General features: G+C 61.7%; 22 protein-coding genes. 7 read left to right on the top strand and 15 right to left on the bottom strand.

Annotated features, from left to right (window positions below; all coding sequences use genetic code 11):
* Nucleotides 1-46: 46 nt before the first annotated feature.
* A complete protein-coding gene (locus V5N12_RS01020; RefSeq protein ID WP_332897293.1) occupies nt 47-805 on the top strand; it encodes a helix-turn-helix transcriptional regulator in 759 nt (252 codons plus the stop codon).
* Here the strand turns inward: V5N12_RS01020 and V5N12_RS01025 are convergent.
* The 10 genes from V5N12_RS01025 to ahaH are packed head-to-tail and all read right to left on the bottom strand — an operon-like array spanning nt 802 to nt 9,821.
* Complete coding sequence (locus V5N12_RS01025; protein WP_332897294.1) at nt 802-1,194, bottom strand: DUF6276 family protein; 393 nt, start codon at nt 1,192-1,194, stop codon at nt 802-804. The genes V5N12_RS01020 and V5N12_RS01025 overlap by 4 nt on opposite strands.
* 45 nt (nt 1,195-1,239) lie before the next feature.
* Nucleotides 1,240-1,914 carry a V-type ATP synthase subunit D gene (locus tag V5N12_RS01030; RefSeq protein WP_332897295.1) on the bottom strand — a complete coding sequence of 225 codons (675 nt, stop codon included), beginning with the start codon at nt 1,912-1,914 and terminating at the stop codon, nt 1,240-1,242.
* Nucleotides 1,915-1,938: 24 nt separating this feature from the next.
* On the bottom strand, nt 1,939-3,345 hold the full coding sequence (locus V5N12_RS01035) for an ATP synthase subunit B (RefSeq protein ID WP_332897296.1): 1,407 nt from the start codon (nt 3,343-3,345) through the stop codon (nt 1,939-1,941).
* On the bottom strand, nt 3,345-5,105 hold the full coding sequence (locus V5N12_RS01040; RefSeq protein WP_332897297.1) for an ATP synthase subunit A: 1,761 nt from the start codon (nt 5,103-5,105) through the stop codon (nt 3,345-3,347). Before V5N12_RS01040 ends, V5N12_RS01035 begins: the two co-directional genes overlap by 1 nt.
* A 3-nt stretch (nt 5,106-5,108) precedes the next feature.
* The gene (locus V5N12_RS01045; protein ID WP_332897298.1) at nt 5,109-5,432 is read right to left on the bottom strand and encodes a V-type ATP synthase subunit F; all 324 of its coding nucleotides are present in this window, start codon (nt 5,430-5,432) and stop codon (nt 5,109-5,111) included.
* The gene (locus tag V5N12_RS01050) at nt 5,429-6,490 is read right to left on the bottom strand and encodes a V-type ATP synthase subunit C (protein ID WP_332897299.1); all 1,062 of its coding nucleotides are present in this window, start codon (nt 6,488-6,490) and stop codon (nt 5,429-5,431) included. Before V5N12_RS01050 ends, V5N12_RS01045 begins: the two co-directional genes overlap by 4 nt.
* Nucleotides 6,487-7,065, bottom strand: coding sequence for a V-type ATP synthase subunit E (locus V5N12_RS01055; RefSeq protein WP_332897300.1), 579 nt, complete (start codon nt 7,063-7,065; stop codon nt 6,487-6,489). The genes V5N12_RS01050 and V5N12_RS01055 overlap by 4 nt, the downstream gene beginning before the upstream one ends.
* 20 nt (nt 7,066-7,085) lie before the next feature.
* Nucleotides 7,086-7,349 (bottom strand): F0F1 ATP synthase subunit C, encoded by a 264-nt coding sequence (locus V5N12_RS01060; RefSeq protein ID WP_276246214.1) that lies wholly within the window; start codon nt 7,347-7,349, stop codon nt 7,086-7,088.
* Between the two features lie 11 nt (nt 7,350-7,360).
* A complete protein-coding gene (locus V5N12_RS01065) occupies nt 7,361-9,502 on the bottom strand; it encodes a V-type ATP synthase subunit I (RefSeq protein ID WP_332897301.1) in 2,142 nt (713 codons plus the stop codon).
* A complete protein-coding gene (gene ahaH, locus V5N12_RS01070) occupies nt 9,489-9,821 on the bottom strand; it encodes an ATP synthase archaeal subunit H (RefSeq protein ID WP_332897302.1) in 333 nt (110 codons plus the stop codon). The genes V5N12_RS01065 and ahaH overlap by 14 nt, the downstream gene beginning before the upstream one ends.
* A 151-nt stretch (nt 9,822-9,972) precedes the next feature.
* On the opposite strand from ahaH, the gene V5N12_RS01075 reads away from it, so the two are divergent.
* Complete coding sequence (locus V5N12_RS01075; protein ID WP_332897303.1) at nt 9,973-10,596, top strand: methyltransferase domain-containing protein; 624 nt, start codon at nt 9,973-9,975, stop codon at nt 10,594-10,596.
* Nucleotides 10,597-10,599: 3 nt separating this feature from the next.
* On the opposite strand, the gene V5N12_RS01080 is transcribed toward V5N12_RS01075, so the two are convergent.
* Both V5N12_RS01080 and V5N12_RS01085 read right to left on the bottom strand, forming a co-directional pair.
* On the bottom strand, nt 10,600-11,055 hold the full coding sequence (locus V5N12_RS01080; protein WP_332897304.1) for a type IV pilin: 456 nt from the start codon (nt 11,053-11,055) through the stop codon (nt 10,600-10,602).
* A 31-nt stretch (nt 11,056-11,086) separates the two neighbouring features.
* A complete protein-coding gene (locus V5N12_RS01085) occupies nt 11,087-12,280 on the bottom strand; it encodes a DUF7094 domain-containing protein (protein WP_332897305.1) in 1,194 nt (397 codons plus the stop codon).
* A 155-nt stretch (nt 12,281-12,435) separates the two neighbouring features.
* Between V5N12_RS01085 and V5N12_RS01090 the strand changes: the two genes are divergently transcribed.
* From V5N12_RS01090 to V5N12_RS01100, 3 genes are all read left to right on the top strand, one after another.
* Nucleotides 12,436-13,521, top strand: a complete 1,086-nt coding sequence (locus V5N12_RS01090; RefSeq protein WP_332897306.1) for a helix-turn-helix transcriptional regulator — start codon at nt 12,436-12,438, stop codon at nt 13,519-13,521.
* A 66-nt stretch (nt 13,522-13,587) separates the two neighbouring features.
* The gene (locus V5N12_RS01095; RefSeq protein WP_332897307.1) at nt 13,588-14,382 is read left to right on the top strand and encodes an electron transfer flavoprotein subunit beta/FixA family protein; all 795 of its coding nucleotides are present in this window, start codon (nt 13,588-13,590) and stop codon (nt 14,380-14,382) included.
* Nucleotides 14,383-14,440: 58 nt separating this feature from the next.
* Nucleotides 14,441-15,397 (top strand): electron transfer flavoprotein subunit alpha/FixB family protein, encoded by a 957-nt coding sequence (locus tag V5N12_RS01100; protein ID WP_332897308.1) that lies wholly within the window; start codon nt 14,441-14,443, stop codon nt 15,395-15,397.
* Nucleotides 15,398-15,557: 160 nt separating this feature from the next.
* Here the strand turns inward: V5N12_RS01100 and V5N12_RS01105 are convergent, their stop codons facing one another.
* Complete coding sequence (locus V5N12_RS01105) at nt 15,558-17,063, bottom strand: amidase (RefSeq protein WP_332897309.1); 1,506 nt, start codon at nt 17,061-17,063, stop codon at nt 15,558-15,560.
* Nucleotides 17,064-17,217: 154 nt separating this feature from the next.
* Between V5N12_RS01105 and V5N12_RS01110 the strand changes: the two genes are divergently transcribed.
* Both V5N12_RS01110 and V5N12_RS01115 read left to right on the top strand, forming a co-directional pair.
* On the top strand, nt 17,218-18,060 hold the full coding sequence (locus V5N12_RS01110; RefSeq protein WP_332897310.1) for a polyprenyl synthetase family protein: 843 nt from the start codon (nt 17,218-17,220) through the stop codon (nt 18,058-18,060).
* A complete protein-coding gene (locus V5N12_RS01115; RefSeq protein WP_332897311.1) occupies nt 18,057-18,569 on the top strand; it encodes a GrpB family protein in 513 nt (170 codons plus the stop codon). The genes V5N12_RS01110 and V5N12_RS01115 overlap by 4 nt, the downstream gene beginning before the upstream one ends.
* A gap of 143 nt (nt 18,570-18,712) precedes the next feature.
* Here V5N12_RS01115 and V5N12_RS01120 read toward each other — a convergent pair whose 3' ends face one another.
* Together V5N12_RS01120 and V5N12_RS01125 are read right to left on the bottom strand one after the other, a co-directional pair.
* On the bottom strand, nt 18,713-19,000 hold the full coding sequence (locus V5N12_RS01120) for a hypothetical protein (protein ID WP_332897312.1): 288 nt from the start codon (nt 18,998-19,000) through the stop codon (nt 18,713-18,715).
* A gap of 44 nt (nt 19,001-19,044) precedes the next feature.
* Nucleotides 19,045-20,130, bottom strand: coding sequence for a DUF373 family protein (locus V5N12_RS01125; protein WP_332897313.1), 1,086 nt, complete (start codon nt 20,128-20,130; stop codon nt 19,045-19,047).
* Nucleotides 20,131-20,150: the final 20 nt, after the last annotated feature.

Raw genomic sequence — 20,150 nt, forward strand, 5'->3', positions numbered from 1 at the left:
CATCGGCCACGAACAAATGGCGTCAAGTGAACCCCCGGAAGCCGTAGTGTCAGTCCTGACCCGTCGGAGCGAGCTACTGGAGGTTACACTCGGCGAGCCATTGGAGAAACCCGGCCTCGTAGACGCGCTCAATGTCTCGCGCTCTACGGTCGACCGCGGGCTGCGCGAACTCATGACCCACGGCTTCGTCGAACGTGTCGACGACGGCTTTACCGCCACGCTCGCAGGCCGTCTCGCCATCGATGTCTACGCCGAGTTCATCGACGACTCTGCGACCATAAACGAGGTGAAACGCCTCCTAGCACACCTCCCCGCAGACGTACCCATCACGACCGACCTGCTCTCTTCGTGTACGGTGTACGAAGCAACCCCACCCGCAGCCCACAAACCCATAAACTACCTCGAAGCTCAACTCCGTGAGGCGAACACGCATCGCGGCGTGACCCACACCGTCTCCCAATCGAGTACGCTGAACTGGTTTCTCGAATGCATCGAAAACGGGTTGGACGCAGAGAAGATTCACCGGGCCGAACTGCTCGACTACTTCTACAATGACAACCGCAAACACATGGAGCAGATGGTCGCAACCGGCAACTTCCGCGTGCTCCAAGTCGAGACCGTCCCCTTTGGCCTCGCCATCACGACCCACGACGACGGCACCCAGGTGAGCGTCGTCATCTACAACGAAAGCGGTAGCATGGAGGGCGTCATCGCGAACGATACCCGCGAGGCCTACGAGTGGGCCATGCGCTACTACGAATCACTGCGCGACGAGGCCATCGACATCACCGACCAGTTTCGTTAATCGAGGAACTGTTCGAGTTGCGTCTGCCTGCCCCGAAGGTCTGTTTCTGCGGAAATATCCGGGTCGCGGGCGAGCCTATCTAACACCAACAGCGGGTCGGTGCCGGTTCGTTCGACGCGTTCGACGAGCCGTTCGATTTCCGCGCGATTCACGGCGAGCGACGAGAGCAACCCGAGGAGCAACGCCATCGGAATCGCCGCGCCGCGAAGCGTCGGAAACTCCCGGCTGATGGCCGAAAAATCGGGGTCGTCGTCGGGTTCGTCTGCCGGAGAGAGGGTGAGACACGACGTACAAAGCGCGACAACCGGCTCTTCGCCCGCAACGCAGTCTCTGAGGTCTGCGGGCACGTCGAAGGCAACGACCGGCGCGCCACAGCGTGGGCAGTCCATAGCCACGGCTTGTCGCGGTGAGATAAAAGAGAATGGGATACGCCGTTAGTCGTCTGCGGGCAGCGCTTCGGCTTCGGCGCGTTCTGCCTTCTCTTCTTCTTCTTTCTTCGCTTTGATCTTCTTCAGCCGGAAGATCTCTTCGCGCTCTTGTTCTTCGAGTTTCTGCTCGATGTAGTCTTGGGCCTCGTAGAGCTCCGGGAGGAGCTTGAATTCGAGGGCGTTGACACGACGCTTGGTCGTCTCGATCTCGTCGAGCATCTTCTTCATCGCCGTCTCCACTTCGGCGGCGAGGATGATGCTTTCGAGCAGTTCCTCGTACGCCTCCGCGGCTTCGTCAATGCGAGCGCTGGTTCCGAGCACGCCGTAGCCACGCTGGTCGAGCGTCTTTCTGACGCGCGACGACTCGATTTGTGGCACCACGACGCCCATGATGTTCTTCGATTGGGTCGTGATTTCCGGGTGCTCTTTGAGTGCAGCAGCGGCCCCACGAACCGCAACGTCGCCCTCCATTGCGCGGGCCATGTTGATGGTTCGCTGTGCGTGCTGGTAGTTGTCCTCGACGCCCGCGCGCACGTCACGCGCCTGGTCGAGGATGTCCATGAACTCCATGATGAGGCCGTCACGCTTCTTTTCGAGCGTGCCGTGGCCTCGCTCGGAGAGGTCGATGCGATCTTCGATCGCCATCAGGTTTTTCCGAGTTGGTTTGACGTCAGTGGCCATTGTAGACTCCTCCGGGTGTGACCCTTATGCCTCCGCCTCGATGGCGTCTGCTTCCTCGTAGTACTTTTCGATGAGGTCTTCGTCGATACGGTTGAGTTCGTCTTTTGGCAGCATCGACAGCAGGTTCCAGCCAACGTTGAGGGTTTCCTCAATCGAGCGGTTGGTGTGATAGCCCTGCTGGATGAACTCGTTTTCGAAGCGCTCTGCGAAGTCGAGGTACTTGTTGTCGCGCTCACTGAGTGCCTCGCGGCCCACAATGTTCACGAGGTCACGAAGGTCTTCACCCTCTGCGTACGCCGCGTACATCTGGTCTGAAACGTCGGCGTGGTCGTCGCGGGTGAGCCCCTCGCCAATCCCGTCGTCCATGAGACGCGAGAGCGATGGGAGCACGTTCACTGGTGGCTCGATACCCTGACTGTTCAGGTCACGGTCCATCATAATCTGGCCTTCGGTGATGTAGCCAGTCAGGTCGGGAATTGGGTGCGTGTCGTCGTCACCCGGCATCGTGAGAATCGGAATCTGCGTCACGGAGCCTTCACGACCCTTGATGCGGCCTGCACGCTCATAGAGCGTGGCAAGGTCTGTGTACATGTACCCTGGGTAGCCACGACGGCCCGGCACCTCTTCGCGTGCCGCACCGATTTCGCGCAGTGCCTCACAGTAGTTGGTCATGTCCGTGAGGATAACGAGGACGTGGTAGCCCTTGTCGAACGCGAGGTACTCTGCGGTGGTGAGTGCGAGGCGTGGCGTGACCGTCCGCTCGACTGCGGGGTCGTCTGCCAGGTTCATGAAGACCACAGAGCGTTCGAGTGCGCCCGTGCGCTCGAAGTCTTCCATGAACTCGTTTGCCTCTTCTGCGGTGATACCCATCGCACCGAAGATGACTGCGAACTCGGTTTCCTCGCCTTCGTCGCCTGCTTCCTCAGGCACGGTTGCCTGGCGAGCAATCTGGAGTGCGAGGTCGTTGTGTGGCAGCCCGGATGCCGAGAAAATCGGCAGTTTCTGGCCGCGCACGAGGGTGTTCATACCGTCAACCGAGGAGACACCCGTCTGGATGAACTCCTCTGGGTACTCACGCGAGTACGGGTTGATTGCCTCACCCACGATGTCGCGGCGCTCTTCGGGAACGATGTCCGGGCCGCCGTCGATTGGCTTCCCCGACCCGTCCATGACGCGCCCGAGGAGGTCTTCGGTGACCGGCATCTTCATCGTCTCGCCAAGGAAGCGGACGGAGGCCTGACGGTTCAGGCCGGTGGTGCCCTCGAAGACCTGGATGGCCACGATACCCGTGCTCGATTCAAGCACCTGCCCACGCTTTATCTCGCCGTCAGGTGTCTCGATTTCGACGATTTCGTCGTACCCAATCGGTTCGTCAACTTCGACGAACACCAGCGGGCCACTGATTTCGGTGATAGTCTGGTACTCTTTCATTAGTAGAGCTCCCGGAGTTGTTCGGTGATTTCGGCCTCGAGGTCGTCTACGAACTCGTTGTAGTCCTCGGCCGTCCCGATGCGGTTCAGACGCGGCGCGGCATCGATGGCGGTGATTTCCTCGACCGGAAGCCCTGCTTCGAGTGCCTTGAACGCCTCGTCGTTGAACGTCTTGATTGCCTGGATGATGCGGTAGGTCTTCTCCGGTGGGCAGAACGTGTCCACGTCGTGGAACGCGTTCTGCTGGAGGAACGCCTCACGCAGGTAGCGAGCGACTTCGAGGGTCAGCTGCTGGTCTGCGGGGAGGGCGTCCTTCCCGACGAGCTGGACAATCTCGCGCAGCTCCGTCTCCTCGTCGAGCACGTCAACCGCCCACTGGCGCGTCTCCGGCCAGTCTTCGGTGACGTTCTCGACGAACCATGGGTCTAACTGCTCACGATAGAGCGAGTAGGACTCGTTCCAGTTGATGGAGGGGAAGTGACGACGCTCTGCGAGGTCAGCGTCGAGTGCCCAGAACGTTTTCACGATACGCAGGGTGTTCTGCGTGACTGGCTCTGAGAAGTCACCGCCCGGCGGGCTGACTGCGCCCACGACGGAAATCGAGCCGTCGGTGCCGTTCAGGTTCTCGAACATCCCAGCGCGCTCGTAGAACTGAGAGAGCCGCGCAGAGAGGTATGCTGGGTAGCCTTCCTCACCGGGCATCTCTTCGAGACGCGAGGAGATTTCACGCATTGCCTCTGCCCAGCGAGACGTGGAGTCTGCCATCAGTGCCACGTCGTAGCCCATGTCGCGGTAGAACTCTGCGATGGTGATTCCCGTGTACACACAGGATTCACGCGCGGCGACAGGCATGTTGGACGTGTTTGCGATGAGGCAGGTACGACTCATGAGCGGCTTCCCGGTCTTTGGGTCTTCCAGGTTCGGGAAGTCGTCGATGACCTCGGTCATCTCGTTGCCGCGCTCGCCACAGCCGATGTAGACAACGATGTCTGCGTCAGACCACTTGGCGAGTTGCTGCTGGGTAACCGTCTTCCCGGACCCGAACGGGCCGGGGATGGCGGCCGTCCCACCCTTCGCGATTGGGAACAGGCCGTCCTGGATGCGCTGCCCCGTGACGAGCGGTTCGCGCGGGGTCTTCTTGGTGACCGACGGGCGTGCCTTACGCACGGGCCACTCTTGGAGCATCGTGATTTCCTCGCCGTTTTCGAGTTCGACGACGGCCTCTTCGACGTTGAAGTTGCCCGATTCGACCGCGGCAACGACGCCGCCTTCGAAGTCCGGTGGAACCATCACTTTGTGCTCGATACTCTCGGTTTCCGGAACCGTCCCGACGATGTCACCGGGGGTGACTTCGTCGCCTTTCTCGACGGTCGGGGTGAACTCCCACGTCTTTTCTAAGTCGACACCGGGGGCGTCGACACCGCGGTCGAGGAACGCACCCATCTTCTCTTCTAAGACGTCGAGTGGGCGCTGGACACCATCGTAGATGGAGTACAGCATCCCCGGTCCGAGGTCGACGGTGAGCGGCTCGCCGGTACTCTCGACCGGTTCGCCGGGTGCGACGTTGGACGTTTCCTCGTAGACCTGAATCGTTGTCAGGTTACCTTCGATTTCGATGACCTCGCCCATCAGCCCTTCCTGGCCGACGTACACGACGTCGTTCATTCGGGCTTCGAGGTCCGTGGCGGTCACAACAGGACCACTCACGCTCTCGATGACACCATCTTCGCGGACGGTGTCGGATTCGGTTGCTTGGCTCATGGTTTAGTCTTGCTCCATCAGGTCGATACCGATAGCCCGCTTGATCTTATCGCGGAGGCCGCCACTGCCGGCGCCACCTCCGAGGGTCACGAGCGTCGGTTCAACGCTTGTTTCGACGTCGTTGCGAACGTTGCGCGAGAGGTGCTCGAGGTCTGGGTCGTGCATCACGATGATGCCGACGTCCTCGTCTGCGAGGATGCGCTCGACGGCGTCGTCGAGGTTCGCCTCTTTGTCCTCTTCTGCGACGTTCTCGAACTTGCGGACACCCGCAAGCCGAAAGCCCGTCGTGAACTCGGGGCTTCCAATGACGGCAATTTCCTGGCTCATTGTATCACCAGTTCGTCTTCAATTTCGTCTGCTTCGAGTCCTGCCTCAAGGCCGCGCGAGATGGCGCGGATGTTCTCGACCTCGCGCTCTTTGGCGAGGATGTACGCGAGCACCGGACACACCGACAGCGGGAAGGCGTGGCTCAGGTGGTCTGAGTATTCGAGAAGTGCGCCGTCGAGCGCGTGCTCGAACGCGATGAGGCTGTCTGCGGTTTCGAGGTCGTCGAGCGCCGCAGAAAGGTCGTCGCCGTACGGACTATCGCGGATGCGCGCGACCAGTTCGTCGGTGTTACTGACGAGTTGGCGCAGTTCCGACCCAGAGAACAACCGGCCGCCCTCGATGAAGTATTCAGAGGGGTCTACGTCCGCGCCACTTCGGGCGAGCCGAAGCGCGTTGCGGACGTTGCGGAAGTCGATCTCTGCGCGGAGGAACTCGACGTAGAGTCCCGTTGCGCGGTCTGGTTCTGGTGGCAGCGCGTTCACCAACGTCCCGTAGAACGCACGGTCGATGGCGTTTTCGAGGGGGACAAGCACGCCTTTCTCTTCGTACTCAGCGTACGCAGCAGCGAGTGGCTTGCCGAAAATCGTCCCCGAAAGCAGCTCAACGACGTCTTCGATTTCGCCTGCGTCGGTGAGACGCGAAAGGAACTCGTCGCTGAACTCTCCTGCACGGACAAGGTCGGCCTCAACGTCTTCGCGACCTGCGTCTGAGTAGATGCCGCGGATGATCGTCTTGACGTTCCAGGCGTCGAACTTGCGGAGGTAACGTGCGATGTAGTCGTAGAGTTTGCCGTCCGCCCAGCGAAGCAGGTCGTTGAAGTGCTTCGCCAAGTTGCGGTTGAGCGCGAATTCGATGAGATCGACCCCGCTGAATCGGGAGCCGAGCGCGTTCATCTCGTCTTCGTACTCGGTTTCCTCCATAAAGCGCGCAATCTCTCCCGGTCCCATCCGGACGAGCTTGCGGTAGTCCTCTTCGCTGAACAGCGATGCCCGGCGCGACCGAACACGTGCAGTGACGTACTCGTAGTTTGAACTGGTGTCGGTCACCCGTGCCTTCATTGGTCGAATAACCGTTCGCTTGTTTCTTTCAGGTTGTTCTCCCAGACGCGGTCGAGCACCGAGTCAAACGTGTTGTTGACCCGAATGCGCGACGCCTCGCTTTCGAGGACGACGCCACCGAGGCAGTCGTACTCGCCTTCGTAGGTGTAGCCGTAGTCGTCTGCGAGGGTTTCGAGCAGGGCAGCGTCGTCGGCACGGCCGTAGACCGTGACGGTGTCGCTGTCGTCGAACTCGGTGCTCGCGTCTTCGAGCAGCTCGCGGGTGAGCTCCTCACGCGTGTCGCCTTCGAGGTCGGCAACGGCGTCCTCGACATCCGTGCGAACCTGCGCAAGGACGTTGCGGCGTGCTTCGAGGCGCTTTTGTTTGGCCTCAAGCTTCGCACTCGACAGCTTCTGCTCTCGCATCTGCTTGATTTCGCGCTCTACTTCCCGTTCTTGTTCGTCGAGAATCTCCGCGGCGTCGGATTCGGCCTCAGAGACAAGCTCTTCGGCACGCTCCTCGCCCTCTGCGCGTATGTTTTCCGCACGCGCGCGGGCTTCTTCCCGGATATCCTCAACAACTGTCTCGAGACTCATGGGTGAAAGAGAAGGGGTGTTTAGACCACGAACACGACAACGAGTGCGAGAATCACGAGCGTCTCAGGGAGAACCGTGAGAATCAGCCCGCGACCGAACATCTCGTCGTCTTCTGCGATGGCGCCGACTGCAGCCGCGCCAATACCGCGCTCTGCGTAGCCTGCACCGAATGCGGCGAGACCGACAGCGAGGGCAGCAGCCGCGGTTGGGGGGATGGCTGCGACAGCCTCAGTGCTTCCTTCTTGCAGTACGACGCTCATCAGTGTCATGATAGTTTCGAACATTTGTGGTTTACTTAGTCCTCAGTGGTGTACGTTCTCTCGTAGCCGAACGGTTGGTACTTCTCCCCACCGCCTTCATAAAACTTCCCAAAGAACTCGACATACTCCAGACGCACGGCCTGTAGACCGGCGCTGGTGATGCCAAGCACGAGCACGAGCAGGTGCCCGATAACGAGGATGAGAAGTCCGGCGATGGCGCCGAGTAATAGCTCAGTTGGCGAGGAACCGTTGAGCATCCCGGCGAACATTACTTCTTCTGCAGGTATCTCCGACAGCGCGTGTTCGCTGAAGAAGATGAGGTGGAATTCGCCCTCGTGGACGTACGCGCCGAACACGAGCAGGTTCACCACGAATGCCATGCCCGCCTTTGCGAGCAGCACTGCGGCGATACGCGTGTACGACAGGACGTTCACGACGACGTTCAGGCTTTCGAGGAGGCCAATGGCACCCTCACCAGCCAGCAGCATCACGAGGCCGATGCCTGCGATGCCGAGCATTGCGAGGCCGACGGTCTCAGAGAAACCGCCAAAGCCGAGTGCGAACGGTTCGCCGTTGAACACGGTGAACATGAACGGTGGTTTCGAATCCGCGGCGTGGTGGCTGAAAATCCAGCCCCAGACGCCAGCCATCAGGACAATCCACGACCCCTTCTCTAAGACGGCGTGTTTGACGCCGTGTGAGAGGTAGTCGATGAAGCCGAAGATGTACCCGATGGTCATGTGGGCAAGCCCGAGCAGCAGGCTCAGGACGAGCCACGTCGAGGCGTACTCAGCGTAGTGTGGCTGGAGCCCCTTGTGGATTGGCGGGTGTCCGGCCCAGACGATTTGGCCGAGTTGGTGTAACCCGAAGATTTCGCCGTACAGGATACCGAACAGCGCCGTGAAGCCACCGGCCCACATCGCGATGCCGCCGAGGCTTTTGACGACCTCGTTTTCGAAGCGGCTGTAGATGAGGTAGCCAAGGCCCATGTAGATCAGCCCGTAGCCAAGGTCCCCAATCATGAAGCCGAAGAAGGCCGGGAAGGTCAGGAACAGGATGACCGTTGGGTCGAGTTCCGTGTACTTCGGCCGGTTGATGACACCCGTGAGCGCTTCGAACGGCTTCACCGTGCCAGCAGGGTTGTCCTGAATGACAGGCGGGTTGCCGTGGCTCATGGTCGTGCCACCGTCGGTGGCCGCCGCACCAGCGCCGGACGTTGCCGGTTCCGAGGCGTGTGCGTGGCCGTCTTCGTCGTAGTCTGCGCGTTCGAGTTCGTCGATTTCGACGTGGTCGTCGACGGCGTTCTTGAGCGCGCTTGCGAACGACGAGTAGTGCTCGGTTGGCACCCAGCCTTCCGCGACGAACGCGTTTTCGGTGGTCGCGAACGTCAGGGGTGCCTCGCGTTTTTGCACGTCAATCGAGAGGCGCTCTTCTGCGGCGAGCAGGAAGCCTGCCGCTTCGAGCTTCAGACTCTCAATGTCGCTCTCGACACCGTTCAGCTTCGAGCGAAGCTGTTGGGCACGGTGACGGAGCTCTTCGACGTACTCCTCTGGACTGCCTTCTGCGTCAGGGACGTCGAGCGGCGTGAACGCGTTGCCAACGAGAATGTCGTCGAGCGACGCCTCGCCTTCGAGGCGCGCGACGACGGCGATTGCTTTCTCGTTCGAGTACAGCTCGAACGCGGTGATCTCGTCTGACTCGACGAGGGCGCGTTCGACGGCGTCGCGCTTGCCTTCACCGACGACCACGGACACCGAGTCGTAGCCTGAGAGCAGGTCTAAGTCGATGCCGAGGGCGGCGAAGGGCGCCATCGTGCTGATTCGGTCTTCGACCGCGCGTAACTCATCGCGGAGTTCGTCGCGTCGGTCGTCGAGCGTGTTCACTTCGGTTCGAATCTCTTCGAGTTCGTCCTCGAGGGCATCGTCGGTGACAATGCGGGTCGGACCGGCATCCGCCTCGTCTACGTCTAAGATGCTCTGAATCGACCGAACAGTGACGAGCTTTTCCGACGCGTCGTCTGCCCCCGAAACCGGGTCGCCGGGAGCAAAGCCGTCCCATGCACCATCGTACTCAGAGAGGTGCACCATGTTCAGGTCGTGGACTGTCTCGATGACCTCGCCCATTACGGACTTTGAGCCGGTCACCGAGACACGGCTCATCTGTTTAGGTCTGAGCATGAACCGCCTCCTCGAAGGATTCGACGACGAAGGAAACGACGTCGTCTACCCGCGACTGCGCGCGTTCTTCGAGGGCCTCACGTTCCGCTTCACCTGCTGCGAGAATCTCCTTGCGTTCGGCTTCGAGTTCCGATTCCGCCGTTGCAAGTCGTTGCTCTTCAAGCTCGCGGGCCTCCTCGTGGGCCTCTTCGCGAATTGCTTCTGCACGCTCGCGTGCCTCTGCAATACGCTCTTTGCGCGCGGTCTCGGCCTGTTCGACAATTTCATCGGCCTCCCGCTCGGCCTCTTTGATTCGGTCGAGAACCTCTGGCCTAGCCATTCTTATATCAGCCGAACGTTGCACAAGCGCCTATATGGTAGTTGCGAATACGATTCGCGTACGCACGGGGGCGTGGGAAACGTCCCCACACGCGTGTCGTGTCAGTAGACAATCCGCAGAGTTATGCCCCACCCTTCCCTAGCCTCGCGCAATGGGAGTCCTCGAGCACAAGGCCCGTGCCCGCCTGTTTTACAAGTATCTCTCGAAGGTGTACGACCAGGTGAACCCGTACATCTGGAACGAGGACATGCGCGCCGAGGCCCTCGAACTGATTGACATCCAAGACGGCGACCGCGTGCTCGACGTTGGCTGTGGCACCGGCTTCGCCACCGAAGGTCTCCTCCAGTACACGGACGACGTCCACGGCTTAGACCAGAGCATCCACCAACTCGAAAAGGCGTGGGCGAAACTCGGCAAACACGAGACCGTCAAGTTCTATCGCGGCGACGCAGAACGGCTGCCGTTCCGCGACGGCCAGTTCGACAAGGTGTGGTCGTCCGGCTCTATCGAATACTGGCCAGAGCCGGTCAAAGCCCTCCGCGAGATTCGCCGCGTCGTCAAGCCCGGTAACAAGGTGCTCATCGTCGGCCCGAACCACCCACGGAACTTCGTCATGGGCAAACTCGCAGACGCGATGATGCTCTTTTACGACGAGGCAGAGGCAGACCGCATGTTCGCCGAAGCCGGCTTCGTCGACATCGAGCACACGCTGATGGGGCCACAGTACAGCCCCGAGATCGCCATCGTCACCGTCGCGCGCGCACCCGAGAAGTAGCCCTTAGACCACCACCTCCGCAACCGCAACCGTCGCGTTTTCGCTCGTCACTCGCACCGTCACCACATCACCCGGAGCGATGGCTGGGCGATTCGTCGCCGCGAGGGTGAACGTCGCCTGCTCCCCCGCAGACCACGCGGTGTTCGAAGCGACGTTGAACGGGCCGGTCGGCCCGCTCTCGAAGCCCGGAGCCGCGAAAAACGGAACCGGTGGCTGGTGTGTGAGTGGCGTTCCATTGACCAGAATCTGAATCGAAAGCGCCCGCACCGACAGCGTATCGCCACCGCGATGGACGAGCGTGAACTCACCAGCGGCGTCCACCTGCACGTCGAGCACCGCCTGGGGCGTCGGGTCGGGTGGGACGTGAAGCAAACTCGCCCCGACGAACCCGGCGCTCACGACCGTGAGCAAGCAGAGCAACACAACACCGAGGACGGGTGAGGTTCCACGACGAGACACACCGTCGCTGGGTGCGTGTTCGGTGATAAACCTACGCGAGTTGGAGTTGGACGGAGTTCCCGCCTACGGAGGCGACGAGCGTGCCACCTCCACGCGGTTGGATGAGCCACGTCGTCCCGTCTTCGCCGGTCGTTCCGACCTGCTGGCCATCGATGGTGAGGGTGGCGTCGACCGGGTCGCCCGTGCTCGCATCGACGAGCGTGACGTTCATTGGCCCGCTTGGATGCGTCGTTTCGACGGTGAGCGTGAGTCCGTCATCGCCGCTGGTCATCGGCGCGTTCGTCGGAATCTCATCGAGGTCTTTCGTCTGTGTTTCGTAGAACACGTCGCCCGTGCCGCCGTCGAGATAGCTCCGGAGCGTGCCGTGGATGTGGGGCAGTTCAATGGGGTAGACGCCAACGAAGCCGAATTCGAGTGAGCCGTAGTTCCGGCCACGGCTGTGGTTGACCGCCCACGGGTGCAGTTCTTCTGCGCGCTCTTCGACGCGGTCTAAATTACCGCTGTACTGGTCTGAGGCGTCGGGGTCTCTCGCGGTCGGAATCGAAACCTCGCGGATGTACTCGTCGCCCGCAATCGTCGCGAGAACGACGCCCCTATCGGAGGTCTCTACGTACACCGTCCGCGGCGTGGCGCGTCCCTCGACGACGAGCGAAGAGTGCTCGCGGACGGGGCCACGCAGTTCGAGCAGTGAAACCTGTAATCCACGAAGGCCCTTCTCGATACGCGTGTCTTGGATATCGTTGGCGGCGGCTTCGAGCGAATCGAGACGATCTTCGAGCGAATCCGCAACGAGCGCGATGGCGGCGAGTTCGCGCACGAGTTCGTCGGTCGTGAGCGCGTCGCTGTTGTACGCGGCGAGCGCGTCACGCTTTCGCTGTTCGAGTGCCGACACGGCTGCAGCGAGCTGGTCGAGTTCGCTCTGGAGAATCGAGCGTTGTTCTGCAGCCCCGCTCGCGACGGCGAGGCGTTCTTCGAGCGACAGCGCACCCCATCGCGCGTGGAGGCCCTCGTTTTGCGCGTCGAGCGCCGCGCCCACGTCGAGCGAGGCGGTGCCGTAGCCGGTGCGTTCGAGGTCTTCTGTGGCAATCGTGAGATAGGCAGTGGTGTTGTTGGCGGGAACGATTGGCGCAATTTGAGTGTATTGCTGCCCGCCGGCGGGCACGGCAACGGCGCTGGCTGAGACGACAACGACCAGCGCGAGAGTGAACGCGAGAGTGCGACGCATCTGTATCTATCTATCCGCTGGCAGTACAAAAAGTCAGTTGAAGCTTCGTCACGGCGAGAGCGAGCGTCTGAGCGGGGCCGAGACCGTTTAAAGCGGCCTGAGACGTTTTATATTGGATAGAAAGCGTTTTGCCCCCGTGCTGAGCAGAAAGGGGTATGCGGTCACGCGTCGCCGCGATCTGTGCCCTCCTGGTCATGCTCAGTGTTGCGGTGTCCGGAGCGGTTGCCACTAGTTCTGGGCAGGGAGCCACCGCCCTCCAAGCGGAACCGGCGAACGAAGGCGTGACGATGACGATTGACCTCCAGCCAAACGGCGACGCACGCTGGGAGGTTTCGACGGAGTTCAGTCTCGACTCAGAAAACGAGACGAAAGCGTTCGAGACGCTCGCCGCCGAGTTCGAAGACGGGAACTCAGACGTTGGCTTCTCGGTCGATATCTTCAAGCGAGCGAGTAAGGCAGCGAGCGAGCACACTGGCCGTGAGATGGCCATCGAGGGCGTCGCTCGCAGCCACAGTGTCGAAAATCAGACGGGGCGGCTGACGCTCATTTTCACGTGGACGAACTTTGCAACCGTCAGCGACGATAACTACCGCGTGGGCGATGCGTTCAACACGTCGAGCGGGACGTGGCTCCCCGAGCTTCGAGCCGACCAACAGCTCGTGATGTTGCCGCCAGAGGGCTTTGCGGTGAGCAGTGCGCCGATTGGCTTTCGAAACGAGACGCTGCGCTGGGAAGGGCCGGTCACGTTCACCGCAGAGGACCTCGAAGTGACCTACCGTCCCGCAGACGTAGACACCCAAACGCCAGGGCCGGAACGGAACGATTTCGCGCTCGTTGGCCTCGGCGTCCTCGCGCTCTCGGTGCTCGCGCTTGCCGTGTACATGTGGTACGTCCGGCGAGAAGACGACCCACCAGCGCCCACGGCGAGCGCGAACGGCGGTGATAGCGACCTAGAGACGGTGGACACAACCCCGGACGATGAGCCAGCCACCGAGCCTGCAGAGCCGGACGAAGACGTAGACCTCGACTTGCTGAGCGACGAAGAGCGCGTCGAACGCCTTCTGCGAGCAGAAGGCGGGCGCATGAAGCAGGCGACCATCGTCAAGGAGACCGGGTGGTCGAACGCAAAGGTCTCCCAACTGCTCTCTGCGATGGATGAGGACGGCCAAATCGAAAAGCTGCGGATTGGCCGGGAGAACCTCATCAGCCTGCCAGAACAGGATACAGACGCAGAAAATTAAATTCTACGTCATGTGCATGCCGTTTTGAAAACGTTTAACCAGCGCAGGAAGCCATTTAGAGTGAGCATGAAAGTCCTTGTCACCGTAAAGGAGGTGGCAGAAGTCGAAGACGAGTTCGAAATTGACGGACTCAAAATCGACGAGCGCTACCTTGACTACGACTTGAACGAGTGGGACGACTACGCGGTCGAAGAGGGTGTCCAAATCGCGGAGGAAAACGACGATGTCGAAGTCGTTACCGTCACGATTGGCCCAGAACGCGCAGAGGAGACCATCCGAATGGCCCTCGCCAAAGGCGCAGACCGCGCCATCCGTGTCTGGGACGACTCCCTCGAAGCGGCTGACTTCATTGACGTCGCCACCAAGACCGACATCCTCGCTGCCGTGGTCGAGGAAGAACAACCAGACCTCATCCTGTCCGGTGTGCAGGCTGGCGACGACGCCTTCGGCGCGACGGGCGTCTCGCTCGCAGACGCCATCGGCTTCGAGTGGGCGGCCGTCGTGAACGCCCTCGACCTCGACGTCGAAAGCGGCGTGGCCCACCTCCGCCGCGAACTCGAAGGCGGCATCGAGGAACTCGCAGACGTCGAGATTCCAGCCGTCCTCACCATCCAGACGGGTATCAACGAACCGCGCTACGCCTCGCTCCGTGGCATCCGACAGGCCCAGAGCAAGGAGATTGCGCCAAAAAGTCTCGGTGACCTCGGCCTCGACGCCTCGGTCACGGAGAGCGAGATTACCCTCACCTCCATGTACGAACCAGAGTCCGAGAGCGACGCCACCATCTGGGAAGGCAGCGCAGACGAGACCGCTGGGAAACTTGCTGAGTTCCTCCGCGACAAAGGAGTTGGTCAGGCATGAGTCCTGTCGAACACTCCGTGTCCGACAATCTCACGCTCGTCACCGGAGGTGAACTCGCATGAGCGGTGACGTACTCGCCATCACCGAACACCGCCGCGGCGACCTCCGCGACGTGAGCTACGAACTCATCACGGCTGGCCGCCAGCTCGCAGACGCCCTCGGCGGCGACCTCCACCTCGCCGTCATCTCGGGTGAGGTCTCCGACTTCGCAGACCAGCTCAACCGCGACGGCGTGGACGCCATCCACACCGTAGACGAAGGCGAGGAGTTCAACCACGACGTGTACACGCAGGTCATCACGCAGCTCTACGACGAGCTCCAGCCCGGTGCCGTCGTGATGCCGAACTCCGTAAACGGCCTCGACTACGCCCCGGCCGTCGCCAACCGCTTAGACCTGCCACTGGTCACCGACGCCATCGACTTCTCGGCGGACGGCACACTCGAAGTCACCCGCGAACAGTACGGCTCGAAGGTCGAGACGACCGTGGAAGTCGACGCAGACCACGTCGCACTCACCATCCGGCCCGGCGAGTGGCCAGCCGCAGAAGGCACGGGCGACGCAGAGATCGCCACCTTCGACGCGACCATCGACGAGTCCGCCGTCAAATCGACCGTCACTGGCTTCGAAGAAGTCGGCGGCGGCGACGTCGACATCACGGAAGCGGACATCCTCGTCTCCGTTGGCCGTGGTATCAAAGAAGAGGAGAACATCGAACTCGTCCAAGCGCTCGCAGACGCCCTCGGTGCGACGCTCTCCTCCTCGCGCCCGATTGTGGACAACGGCTGGCTGCCAAAGAACCGGCAGGTCGGCCAGTCCGGCAAAGTCGTCACGCCCGACGTCTACATCGCCATCGGCATCTCCGGGGCAGTCCAGCACGTTGCTGGGATGAAAGGGTCTGACACCATCATCGCCATCAACACCGACCCGAACGCACCAATCTTCGACATCGCCGACTACGGTATCGTCGACGACCTGTTCGACGTGGTGCCGGCGCTGACCGAACAGTTCGAGTAACGACCAAGTTTTTGGTCCAGATTTTTTCCGTCCGAACGCAGTGAGGGCGGGAAAAAGGTGGGCGCACGTGGTGCCGGCGCTGACCGAGCAGTTCGAGTAAGCGCCCTCGATTTTCCGTTTTTTCTCGTCGCAAAAAGAGCGAACAGCGCCAGGTGTGCTCTCAGTCGTCGAGCGGCGGCGCGGTTGCCGGTGGTTCTCTCGTGTCTGCGATCTGCTCAAACGCGTAGGCGAGCGAGAGCAACGTTGCTTCGTCGTACGGTTTGCCGATGAGTTCCACGCCTGCCGGGTGGCCATCGGGTGACAGGCCAGCGGGGACGGACACCGCACAGAGGCCGGACTGAGAGGCGAGGACGGTGTTCGTCGGGAAAGTCAGTGTGTCGAGTTCGCCGGCTTCGATGGCGTCGGCCGTCGGTGGGATGACCTGTGCGTCCGGGCACAGCAGCACGTCGAGGTCGTTTTCGGCGTAGACGTTCAGCACGTCGCGCTGGAATTTGAGTTGGGCGGCGACGCTTTTCCAGTAGCCCGGTTCGGCTTCCGGGTCGTCGGGGCCGTCTTCTGCGATACCGATGAACAGGTCGAGGATGTCGTGGTACTGGCCGGAATCGTAGAGTTCGGCGACCGAATCGACGGGCGCGTCGTCGCGGGCGGCGAAGAAGGCGTTGAGGTCGCGCTTCGACTGGAGGATGTAGAGCGACGTGGCGTCTAAGTGCTCGTCTAAGTTCGGAATTGCCACCGAGTCCACGATGGTCGCGCCCGCCTCGCGCATCGTTTCGATTGCTGCATCGACGAGCGCGGTGACCGGGCCGCTGTCGGGGTCGTCCGCCGCGCCAAACGCATCGCGCAGGACGCCGATTCGAGCGCCAGACAGTGCATCCGCGTCCAGTTGGTCGGTGTAGGAACCAGCGTCGTCGGTGAGTTCGGTGACGGCAGTGTACTCGTCGGTTTCGTCGTAGCCAACGGCGACGTCTAAGACGACGGCGAGTTCCTTTGCGCCTCGCGCCATCGGGCCGGGCGTGTCCTGTGAGACGACGAGCGGCGACATCCCATTACGGCTCAGCAGGCCCGGCGTCACGCGGATGCCAAACAGGTTGTTGTAGGCAGACGGGAGGCGAATCGACCCGCCCGTGTCCTCGCCGATACCGACCGCGCCGAGGTTGGCGGCGACCGCCGCGCCGGTGCCACTGGAGGAGCCACCGGGGTCTCGGTCGAGGTCATAGGGGTTCTTCGTCCGGCCGTTGACCGAGGAGTAGCCGAACCACGAGGTTGCCCAATCAGGAAGATTGGTTTTGGCGAGGATGACGGCGCCGGCATCCTCCAGTTTCGTGATGAGCGTGGCATTGGTCGTGGGCTGGTAGTCTGCGAACGCCTCTGAGCCGAACGTCGTCGTGATGTCTGCTGTCTCGACTTGGTCTTTGACGACGAACGGGATGCCGTGGAGTGGCCCAACGAGGCCACCGTCTTCGAACGCCGCGTCGAGTTCGTCGGCGCGTTCGGTGGCGTTCGGATTGACGGTGATAATCGAGTTGAGTGCGGGGCCCTTGGCGTCGTAGGCGTCAATGCGAGCGAGGTAGCGCTCTACGAGTTCCCGGCAGGTGAGGGCGTCTGCGTCGTAGGCGGCGTGAATGTCGTCAATCGTTGTTTCAACGACATCGAAATCGGAGGACATAGTGTTTCAAGGTGAACGTTTCTGAGCGAGGAGCATAGTCGTTCGTTCACCGGAGAGAAACGGTGTGTTCGAGACGAATGTTCGGCCCAGCCGTTCGTCCAGGCTGTCCGAAGAACCGTCACGTACTTTTTTCGTCCACCCTCAGTTCCCGGTAATGGAGTATCTGGAGCGCCGACGCGAGATGGTCGAGTCACGGTTGGAGGAGGTGCTCGGCGATATCGAGCCACCGGCGCTCGCCGCGCAGATGCAACACGTCACGCTCTCTGGAGGCAAGCGCGTCCGCCCGATGGTGACGGTGCTGTCGTGTGAGGCCGTTGGCGGCCGGGCAGAGGACGCCGTAGACTTCGGTGTCGGCATCGAACTCGTCCACAACGCCTCGCTCGTGGTCGACGACATCATCGACGATTCGGACATCCGCCGGGGGGTCACGAGCGCGTGGGCTGAGTTCGGCTACGGCCCGTCGATTATCGCCTCCGACGGCTTGCTCGGCGAGGCGTTCTCGCTGTTTTCGAGCAATGGCCGCGCCATGGAAGCCGTCTCGGAGTCGATGGTCGAACTCGGTGAGGGCGAGGCGACGGAGCTCGTCGCCAAACCCGAGAACGAAGCCGAGTACATGGTGCTCGCGCGCCGGAAAACTGGGTCGCTGTTTCGGGCCGCCGCCGAGTTGGGCGCAATCGCCGCAAAAGCCGACGAGGAGACGGTCACCGCATTTGGCGAGTACGCAGAGAAGGTGGGGATTGCCTTCCAAATCCGCGACGACGTGCTCGACGCGGTGGCAGACGCAGAGGAACTCGGCAAGCCAACGGGCATCGACGCCGAGATGGACCGCCCCTCGCTCGTCCAGATTACGGAACTCACCCCCGAGGAAGCGAACGAACGGGCGCGCGCCCACTCTGACGCCGCCCTCGACGCACTCGACCGCGTGAACGCCGCCGATTCGCAAGCCCTCGACTATCTGCGGGACTTAGCCGAGTTCGTCGTCGTCCGCGAGCGATGACCCTCGGTCTGCGTCGCGGGACCGTCTCGCTCCACCCCCACGACCCGGCGTGGCTGGAGGCGTTTTCGATAACCGCCCGCGAGCTACGCTCGCTCATTGGCGACGAAATCGAACGCATCGAACACGTCGGGAGCACCGCGATTCCCGACTTGCCCGCGAAACCCATTCTCGACGTGGTCGTGGTCGTCACCGAGTTGGAACGAGCCAAGAAGTTAGTGCCCAAAATCCAGAGCCTCGGCTACGAGTTCAAGCCCGACGACCCACTCGACGGCCGCCTGTTTTTCGTCCGCGGTCCTGAGGAGAGTCGCACCCACCACCTCGCCGTGGTCGAAGCCGGGAGCGAGTCGCTCGCGGAGTACGTGAACTTTCGAGCTGCATTACTCGCAGACCCTGAATTGGTCGAGGAGTATGCGGAACTGAAACGCGACCTTGCGGGAAAATACGCAGACGACCGAGAGACGTACACGGAGAAGAAGGCGGCGTTCATCCAGTCGGTACTCGAATCGTAAGTAACCTCGAAGGACTGTGAGCGAACGACGTGAGCGAGCAGGAGAGTGCGACTACCACGCTGCGGAGCATCGTGACTGGAGCACGCAGCGTTTTGCTCGAGCGTTTACCCGGGAGGCGAAGCCGACCGGCAGTGAACGGTCGTCTAGTACTCTTCGCGCTCGATTTCCGCCAGATGGGCCTCGATTTCTGGGTACTCTGAGGTGTCGATGTAGCCACAGATGCCGCCGCCGTAGAACGAATCGGGGATTTCCGGGCCGGAGAGCAACATTCGTGGGTCGCCATCGACGTGGTTCACCTTATCGAGTGGAATCACGCGGGCGAGGCGTGGCTCTTTTCGCAGGCACACCACCACGCTCTCTTGGACCAGAACGCAGTCGAACTCCTGTGGTTCGTACTCATCGACTTCGTAGACAGTCGGTCGCATGTTCATGCGGGAGTGTTAGGCGGCCAACCAGTAAATAGTCTCTTAGGGTTTCAGGCTTCGACGGGGCGAGTGAGGTGAGTTTCTGCCACCGCAAACGCGAGCGTCGAGGCGAGCGCGAGGAGTGTGCCGCCGGTGAGCGCCGCCGCGAGAAACGAGAGTGAGACGAGCCCGAGGAAGTAGGCGCTCACGGCGTGGAGGACGATGGCGATGGCGAGGACGTAAAACGGAGCGTTCAGATAACGCCACTTGAACGTCGAATCGAGGTACTCGTCGGTCACACGCCCGAGACTCGTCGTGATGCCCGCGGCGGCGAACCACCGGACTGCGCCGTAAAGAAGCGCCGCGATGACGTAGAGGGCGTTTGGCTGGCCACCGGGCGTCGCCGTCTCGATGCGATTCAACATCTCCATGCCGCTCACGCCGCCGATGAGGAGGAGGGTGCCCGCGACGACGTAGGCGATGAGCGTGACCCGCCCGGCGTAGAGGCCGCGACGCAAGCGGTCTGCCCAGCGGTCGATGGCCTCCTCCAAACCGAGGCCGCGAAAGAGGACGTACAGGCCGAGCAGGCCGGAGGTGACGCCGAACACCGACCCCGGCAGGTTGAGCGAGTCGGCGAGGATGGCGAGCGGATAGATGAGCAGGAGAATCCCGAGCGGGACGAGAATCGTCCCTCGGGTTTCGGGGTCGTTCAGCACCTGCTTGATGGTGTAGTACATCGACTCTAAGTCCTGGGCTTGACGGACGATGACCCGGCGGACGCCGTCGATGCGCACCCGCGAGCGGATGACAGGAATCACCGACTCGTCCTGTGCGCCGTCGGTGACGACGAGCGCGCGGATGTCCTCGCCCGTCGAGAGGCTTGCGAGGACGGTATCGACTTCCTCACCGACTTTCCGGTTTGCGGCGATGTCGCTGCCTTCGAGGCCGGTGACGGCGGCGACTTCGACGGTCTCGTCTTCGATGTTGTCGAGGATGTGAATGCCTTCGAACAGGACGTTCACGTCCGAGTCCTCGGGGTCTGCCGTGGCGAGTGCAACCGCGGCGGCTTCGACGGCGTCTCTGCCGATAACCGGGGTCTGGAGCCCCGTCTTTCGGCCGAGGTCGTCGTCCAAGTCGATGCACAAGACGAGCAGCATTATCGAAGGCTAGGAGAGAC

This window comes from Haladaptatus sp. CMSO5, assembly GCF_036689885.1.
Classification (GTDB): Archaea; Halobacteriota; Halobacteria; order Halobacteriales; family Halococcaceae; genus QDMS2.

Bases quoted from the DNA above. Each gene is read 5' to 3' on its own strand.
- V5N12_RS01055 (WP_332897300.1), bottom strand. From the start codon at position 7,065: ATGAGTCTCGAGACAGTTGTTGAGGATATCCGGGAAGAAGCCCGCGCG.
- V5N12_RS01105 (WP_332897309.1), bottom strand. From the start codon at position 17,063: ATGTCCTCCGATTTCGATGTCGTTGAAACAACGATTGACGACATTCAC.
- ahaH (WP_332897302.1), bottom strand. From the start codon at position 9,821: ATGGCTAGGCCAGAGGTTCTCGACCGAATCAAAGAGGCCGAGCGGGAG.
- V5N12_RS01040 (WP_332897297.1), bottom strand. From the start codon at position 5,105: ATGAGCCAAGCAACCGAATCCGACACCGTCCGCGAAGATGGTGTCATC.
- V5N12_RS01100 (WP_332897308.1), top strand. From the start codon at position 14,441: ATGAGCGGTGACGTACTCGCCATCACCGAACACCGCCGCGGCGACCTC.
- V5N12_RS01065 (WP_332897301.1), bottom strand. From the start codon at position 9,502: ATGCTCAGACCTAAACAGATGAGCCGTGTCTCGGTGACCGGCTCAAAG.
- V5N12_RS01075 (WP_332897303.1), top strand. From the start codon at position 9,973: ATGGGAGTCCTCGAGCACAAGGCCCGTGCCCGCCTGTTTTACAAGTAT.
- V5N12_RS01030 (WP_332897295.1), bottom strand. From the start codon at position 1,914: ATGGCCACTGACGTCAAACCAACTCGGAAAAACCTGATGGCGATCGAA.
- V5N12_RS01035 (WP_332897296.1), bottom strand. From the start codon at position 3,345: ATGAAAGAGTACCAGACTATCACCGAAATCAGTGGCCCGCTGGTGTTC.
- V5N12_RS01115 (WP_332897311.1), top strand. From the start codon at position 18,057: ATGACCCTCGGTCTGCGTCGCGGGACCGTCTCGCTCCACCCCCACGAC.
- V5N12_RS01025 (WP_332897294.1), bottom strand. From the start codon at position 1,194: ATGGACTGCCCACGCTGTGGCGCGCCGGTCGTTGCCTTCGACGTGCCC.
- V5N12_RS01085 (WP_332897305.1), bottom strand. From the start codon at position 12,280: ATGCGTCGCACTCTCGCGTTCACTCTCGCGCTGGTCGTTGTCGTCTCA.
- V5N12_RS01045 (WP_332897298.1), bottom strand. From the start codon at position 5,432: ATGAGCCAGGAAATTGCCGTCATTGGAAGCCCCGAGTTCACGACGGGC.
- V5N12_RS01090 (WP_332897306.1), top strand. From the start codon at position 12,436: ATGCGGTCACGCGTCGCCGCGATCTGTGCCCTCCTGGTCATGCTCAGT.
- V5N12_RS01050 (WP_332897299.1), bottom strand. From the start codon at position 6,490: ATGAAGGCACGGGTGACCGACACCAGTTCAAACTACGAGTACGTCACT.
- V5N12_RS01120 (WP_332897312.1), bottom strand. From the start codon at position 19,000: ATGAACATGCGACCGACTGTCTACGAAGTCGATGAGTACGAACCACAG.
- V5N12_RS01110 (WP_332897310.1), top strand. From the start codon at position 17,218: ATGGAGTATCTGGAGCGCCGACGCGAGATGGTCGAGTCACGGTTGGAG.
- V5N12_RS01125 (WP_332897313.1), bottom strand. From the start codon at position 20,130: ATGCTGCTCGTCTTGTGCATCGACTTGGACGACGACCTCGGCCGAAAG.
- V5N12_RS01060 (WP_276246214.1), bottom strand. From the start codon at position 7,349: ATGTTCGAAACTATCATGACACTGATGAGCGTCGTACTGCAAGAAGGA.
- V5N12_RS01095 (WP_332897307.1), top strand. From the start codon at position 13,588: ATGAAAGTCCTTGTCACCGTAAAGGAGGTGGCAGAAGTCGAAGACGAG.